The organism is Haloferax sp. s1, assembly GCF_058382125.1.
In genome coordinates this window covers 1-6,675 of sequence record NZ_JBZRPK010000525.1, presented here as the reverse complement: position 1 = coordinate 6,675, position 6,675 = coordinate 1, and the positions used below count along the sequence as shown (strand labels likewise).

Genomic DNA, 6,675 nt, shown 5'->3' with positions numbered 1-6,675 from the left:
GACGTTACCCATGTACGCCGGAATAGCCAGCCCCGCAAAGAGGGCGATGCCGATGACGAAGCCGTTCCGCGAGGAATCGAGGTCGACGTACTTCAGGTTCGAGAGACCGACGGCGACGATTTGGCCGAACATGGCGATGTAGAGGCCGCCGACGATGGGGTCGGGAATCGTCGCGATGAGTTGACCGAAGTAGCCGACGAATCCCATGACGAGCATCACGCCAGCGCCGACCTGCACGACGTAGCGAGAGGCCACGCCCGTGAGACCGATTGCACCGATGTTCTCGGAGTAGGAAGTAGAGCCACTGCCGCCCATGAGGGCAGAAAAGACGTTCATGATGCCCTCCATGCCGATGCCGTGGTTGATACGGCGTTCCGAGGGCGCGCCGATGCCGGAGAGACGCGCGACCGCGTGGTAGTCACCGAAGGACTCAACCATCGAGGCGGCGACGCCCGCGAGCATGCCGATGATGAACGAGGTCGAGAACTGTGGGATACCGAACGCGACGCTTCCGACGACCGGAAGCGACAGGGTCGTCGTTCCTGCCCCGCCCGCAAAGCCCCACTGCAGGGGGTAGATGGGCATGAACGCCGGCGCGTCGATGACCGTCTGCAAGTTCACGTAGCCCGATGCGCCCGGTGCGATGAAGCCCGTAACGGACAGCGCGGCGGCCACGACGTACGAGACGATGACGCCGAGGAGCACCGGAAACAGCTTGAACGCCGGGTGTGCGGTGTCGAGGTACTGCGAGAAGAGGACGATGAGCGCGAGCGTCAGGCCGAGGAGCCACCAGTTGTTGGTGGCCGACGTGACCTGCGGCGCACTGAAAAGCGACAGGCCGATGAGCGCGATGGTCGGCGCGATGACCACCGGTGAGATGAACTTCCGAAGGCGTCCGAGCAGTCCGAAGTAGCCGACGAGCACCTCGACCAACGCGGCCACGATGATGGCTCCCTGTAGTTGTAAGAGTGCACTCTGCCACGCGACGCCAGACGGGTCTGTCGCCTTGGCGACGCCCACGACGGCGATTGCCGGTGCGAGCATGGAGAACGGCGCACCCTGCACGATGGGATAGCGGTTCCCGAACGTCGTCTGCATCAGCGTCGCGATACCGGAGACGACGAAGAACGTCCCGACGAAGCGCGGGATAACGTCTGCTGGCATTCCCAAGGCTCCGGCGAGAATGAGCGGGACGGCGATGTTCGCACCCACCATGGTGAGATAATGTTGGGCGCCGAGAAGGAGAGCGGTTGGGAGAGGCGGTTTATCGTCGATACCGTACTGCACAAACGAGGAGGGAGAGGAGTCGTCCGTCACGACCATCCCCCCGTATGCGGTGGTTCGCTCCCGTACATGGTTGTTCGAGCATACTAGTGCGGATATATATGTCCTCCTTTTTCGCGCGCGAATGCGGGGCAGTAACTTGGCTCCATCGGTTTTTCGTGATACATAGCAAAGCGGCTCGGTCGAATAGCAAGACGGCTCGGCCGAAGGGCCAGTCGAGACGCTCTTGGCAGTCAGGTCACAAAACGAGATGAGTCGTCCGAATCAGGAGACGACTCGAAAGCGGGAGCCGGTTGCTCAAACGTACAATTGACCTACTCGATGGCGTGAACCGGCGAAATCCAGACGACAAGGTCGCCATCGCGCTTGATGACGCCCTCGATAGATTCGTCCTTTTCAAGCGGCGGGTCCTCGACGTCGTCCATCGAGATGCGAACGACCTGATACACTTCGTCGACGAGCCAGCCGGTCGCGGCCTCGTCTTCGAACTTGTTCGGGTCGAAGATGACGATGCGCTTCGACTCGCCCTCTTCGTCGATACTGAGGAGCGATTTGGGATTGATAATCGAAGTCGTTCGACCACGGAGGTCCATCACGCCCTCGACGTGGTCGGGAGCGTTCGGAACGGCCGTGAGTTGACCCTTATCGACGATTTCACTCACGTACTCGATGTCGACGCAGTACGTTTCCGGCCCGAGTTGAAATTCCAATACCTGTACTTCTTCCGCGGAGTCCTCCTCGACGTCATCCGCGTTCATCTCAGTCGTGATTGCATCTTGTCGCATGGTGAACCCCGGCGACGACACGCGCCGCCCTGTCTGCTTCAGAGTGGTCAGATTCAGCGTATAAAGGTACGTACCTGATTATCAGCCGTGATTCTCCTCGCCGAGCGTTTATATATCCGATTTCCGAACTTCGGAGATAGATGAGCGGTCAACGAAACGGCACACTGACGACTACTTCCCCGAGCCATCGGCAGGGGACCGTATCGACGCTTCCGGTTCCGCCTCGGCGTACCCGCACTGGGTGGGGGCGATGAGTTCCGCTTCCGCAGCAGAACCGACGCGCGCAGTCGTCGTCGACGACTCGCGGTTCATGCGGACACTCATTCGCACACTCCTCGAAGACGCCGACGTCGACGTTATCGCCGAAGCGAGCAACGGACGTGAGGCGATTACAGTGGTCGACGAACATCGACCAGACGTCGTGACGATGGACATCGAGATGCCCGAAATGAACGGTCTCGACGCAGTCGAGGCCATCATGGACGAGTGTCCGACGCCCATCCTCATGCTCTCGGCGCACGCCGAGGAGGACGCGGACGTGACATTCGACGCACTCGACAGAGGTGCGGTCGACTTCGTGACCAAGCCCGGTGGCGAAGTCACCTCCGAGATGCCTCGCGTGAAGCGCGAACTGGTCGAGAAGATTCAGTCCGCTGCGGCGGTGGACCTCTCTGCGACCCGACGAACGTCTCGACCGCCGAAAACGGAGACGAAACAACAAGCGGCCACCGCGTCACCGTCGTCGCCCTCGGTCGAATCCGAGTCGCTCCCGACGGAAGGGACGACACTCGTTATCGGCGCGTCGACGGGCGGCCCGAACGTGGTCGAGCGCGTCCTCGCGGCGCTCCCGAAGGAGGCTGGTCTCCGTGTACTCGTCGTCCAGCACATGCCGGCGGGCTTCACAGAGCGATTCGCAGCGCGCCTTGACGCCCGCTGTGACTACGAGGTTCAAGAGGCAGACGACGGAGAACGCATCGGTCCCGGACAGATTCGCATCGCACCGGGTGGGTCACACCTCCTCGTCACGCGCGACCGCGCTGGACAACTCAAACTCGAACTCTCCGACGACGAACCGCTCCACGGCGTCAAACCGGCTATCGACCTCACGATGGCCTCCGCCGCCGAGACGGTCGATACACCCCTCGCGGGCGTGCTCCTGACCGGAATGGGTCGTGACGGCGTCGAGGGAATGACCCAAATCAGTCGAGCAGGTGGCCACACAGTCGCACAAGACGAAGAAACGTCTGCAATCTTCGGGATGCCGAAGCGCGCCATCGAGGCCGGGTGTGTCGACACCATCGCACCTGACGGACGCATCGCCGAAGAAACACTCCGCGGGCTTACTACCTGACCATGGACGAAGAACTCTACCAGGCATTCATCACCGAAAGCGAAGAGAGCATCACGCAGTTGAACAACTCCTTGCTGTCGCTGGAGTCTAATCCTGACGACACAGAAGCCATCGACGACATCTTCCGACAGGCACACACCCTGAAGGGGAACTTCGGTGCGATGGGCTTCGACAACGCCGCGACAGTCGCCCACGCCGTCGAAGACCTCCTCGACGAGATTCGACACGAGCGACTCGAAGTCACGCCCGAGCGGATGGACCTCGTCTTCGACGGGATGGACCTCATCGTCGAAATCCTCCACGACATCGAGGAGAACGGCGAGTCGACTATCGACCCCGCGGACACCGTCGAAGAGATTCGCGATGCCGCAGAAACCGGTGGTGACGCGGGAAACTCGAATCCGGCGGCGCCTGACGAGGACGACCGCGAAGACGTCGACCTCGACTCTCTCGCCGCCGACAGTGTCGACATCGACGCCATCGACGCGACAACGCTCACGCACGTCCACATCGAGCTCGATGCGGGCCAGATGAAGGGTGTCGACGCGGGTATCTTCCTCAGCAGCATCCCCGAATCGCTCGACGTGGTCGGAGCGAACCCACCGCGAGACGCCATCGAGGACGGGGAGTTCGGCGAGGGCTTCGACTTGTTCATCGCAGAACTCGACGCGGAGAGCGTCGAAACCGAGTTCAAGGGACTCTGGAAAGTGTCCGCGGTCGAGGCGACCGATGTCTCGGACGCACTCGACGACGAGGCGGACGCTGCTGACGCGCAGGGCGGCGAAACCGGCGATGCCGACGGCGACTCTGGGCCAGCCGAGTCGCCCGAAGACGATGCTTCTGACGCCGACGAAACCGGACAGGCGGCAGACGAACCCACTGCGGTAGATGCAGACTCCGAAGCCGGTTCGGAAGCCGATGCCGACGCAGCGTCGAGTGACGAAGACAGCGGCAAACAACAGGAAAAAGGCGAAACGAAGGAGAACAAAAAACAGAGCGAGAAGAAAAGCGACGGGAACGCGAAGGGAAAGAACGGAAAGAAGAAAGAAGCACGCTCGATTTCGGCCGTCAAGTCCGTTCGCGTCGATGTCGACCAACTCGACGAACTCCACGAACTCGTCGAGCAACTGGTGACGAGTCGAATCAAGCTTCGAAACGCTATCGACGAAGAACAGAACACGGCACTCGATACGCTCGACGAACTGGACAAGATTTCGTCGAACCTCCAGAACACCGTCATGGACATGCGGCTCATCCCGCTGAAGAAGGTGTTCGACAAGTTCCCGCGTCTCGTGCGCGACCTCGCACGCGAGCAGGACAAGCGCATCTCGTTCAAAGTCGAAGGTGCGGACATCGAACTCGACCGTACCATCCTCGACGAGATTTCCGACCCGCTGATGCACGTCCTTCGGAACGCCGTCGACCACGGCATCGAAGAACCCGACGTGCGCGAAGCAAACGGCAAGTCGCGGACGGGGACGGTCAAACTCTCCGCACAGCGGCAACACGACACCGTTATCGTGACCGTCGAAGACGACGGGAGTGGTATCAACGCCGATGCCGTCCGCGACAAGGTCGTTGCCGAGGGCGTCGAAACGCGCGAAGAAGTGAACAAAATGCCCGACTCGGAGATATACGACTACATCTTCCACCCCGGTCTCTCGACCAACGACGAGATTACGGACGTTTCCGGCCGCGGTGTCGGGATGGACGTGGTGAAGACTACCGTCGAATCGCTCGACGGGTCGGTCTCGGTCGACAGCGAACCTGGCGAAGGGAGCACGGTCAAGATTCGCCTGCCCGTCTCGGTCGCGATTATCAAGGTCCTGTTCGTACAGGTCGAAGACCGCGAGTTCGGCGTGCCGATTAAGTACATCGACGAGATCAGCCGCCGCGACCGGATTCAGACGGTCAACGGCGCGGAAGTCATCGTCCACGAAGAGACGATTTTCCCGTTGATTCGACTCCGCGAGGCGCTGGAAATCGACGCAGACGACCCGGAACACGGCATGGTCGTTCGCATCCGCCCCGACGACAGACAAGTCGCGCTGCACTGTGACGGCGTGACGAAACAAGAGGAAGTCGTCGTGACGCCGCTTCAGGGGCCGCTCTCCGGCGTCGATGGCCTGTCCGGCACGGCAGTCATCGGTGACGGGAACGTCATCCCGATTCTGGATGTATCGACGCTCGAACTCCCCGATACGGGGAAGCAAGCGATGCGCGAGTTCGACCCAAGTCAACTGCCCGGGACGTCTGAGGAGGCGGCGGACTAATGCCCTCGCCGACCGACGACCCGACGTTCGACAACCTCTTGGAGTACGTCGAGAAGTCGCTTCACTTCCAGACGAGTTCGTACAACGAGGCCTACCTCGACCGACGCATCTCCGCACGGATGCGTCGCCGCCGCGTCGAGGACTACGAGGAGTATCACTCCCTGTTGCGCGAAGACGAAGACGAACAGCAGGCGCTTCTCGATGCGCTTTCGGTCAACGTGACGAGCTTTTTCCGAAATCCCGAAGTCTGGGAGGCGCTCCGCGAAGTGCTCCGCGACCTCAGTTCGAAGGGGAGTCGACACGACCCTATCAAAGTGTGGAGCGCCGCCTGCTCGGACGGCCGCGAAGCCTACTCGCTTGCGATGCTCGCACACGACGATGACCGCATCGACGAACGCCGTGTCGAAATCGTCGGCACGGACATCAAACGCGAGATTCTTCGCGCCGCCCGAAACGGCGAGTATCGAGCCTCGGAGACGAACGACGTCGCCGAACAACTCGAACCCATCGGCCGGTGGGAGCGATTCGTCGAGCGCGACGACGACATCTTCCGGGTGAAAGACGCCATTACCGACATGGTCCGGTTCGACAGACGCGACCTCATCCGCGAGGACCCGCCGGGCACGTTCGACCTGGTCGTCTGTCGAAACCTGTTTATCTACATCAACGCCGAGTCAAAGCGTGCCGTGTTCGAGACGCTCGGGTCGGCGCTCAAGCCGGACGGCTACCTCACTATTGGAATGACAGAAACAATCCCTCCGACGTGCAGACAACAGTTCGACCCCGTCGAGAAGCGACTCCGTATCTACCGCGCGAGCGACGCAGCGGCACAGAGGTAAGATATGAAGCCCGGTGAACAAAAACTTGGAGACACCCGCGGGCGCTTCCTCCAGGTTATCAAAAACGGCCGGGAGATGCACGACGTTGACTGGACGAGCGGTCGAATCCTCCTTTCGAACAAGCGACTCGTTCTCGCTGGTAC

The 6,675-nt window shown here is 61.1% G+C and carries 6 protein-coding genes; 4 read left to right on the top strand and 2 right to left on the bottom strand.

What is annotated here, in order from left to right; genetic code table 11:
• Window positions 1-1,323 (bottom strand): uracil-xanthine permease family protein (locus tag QT222_RS08840; RefSeq protein WP_491476952.1); only part of this gene is annotated, 1,323 nt, incomplete at its 3' end.
• A gap of 275 nt (window positions 1,324-1,598) precedes the next feature.
• Complete coding sequence (locus QT222_RS08835; RefSeq protein WP_004572442.1) at window positions 1,599-2,069, bottom strand: chemotaxis protein CheW; 471 nt, start codon at window positions 2,067-2,069, stop codon at window positions 1,599-1,601.
• Window positions 2,070-2,319: 250 nt separating this feature from the next.
• Here QT222_RS08835 and cheB point away from each other — a divergent pair, with 250 nt between their 5' ends.
• The 4 genes from cheB to QT222_RS08815 form a co-directional block, all read left to right on the top strand.
• Window positions 2,320-3,420 (top strand): chemotaxis-specific protein-glutamate methyltransferase CheB, encoded by a 1,101-nt coding sequence (gene cheB / locus QT222_RS08830; RefSeq protein WP_179955331.1) that lies wholly within the window; start codon window positions 2,320-2,322, stop codon window positions 3,418-3,420.
• 2 nt (window positions 3,421-3,422) lie between these two features.
• Entirely contained in the window at window positions 3,423-5,693 is a 2,271-nt protein-coding gene (locus tag QT222_RS08825) for a chemotaxis protein CheW (protein ID WP_491476951.1), read from the top strand.
• Window positions 5,693-6,532: a CheR family methyltransferase gene (locus tag QT222_RS08820; protein WP_004572445.1), complete on the top strand. Its 840-nt coding sequence runs from the start codon at window positions 5,693-5,695 to the stop codon at window positions 6,530-6,532. The genes QT222_RS08825 and QT222_RS08820 overlap by 1 nt, the downstream gene beginning before the upstream one ends.
• A 3-nt stretch (window positions 6,533-6,535) precedes the next feature.
• Window positions 6,536-6,675 (top strand): CheF family chemotaxis protein (locus tag QT222_RS08815; protein ID WP_491476953.1); only part of this gene is annotated, 140 nt, incomplete at its 3' end.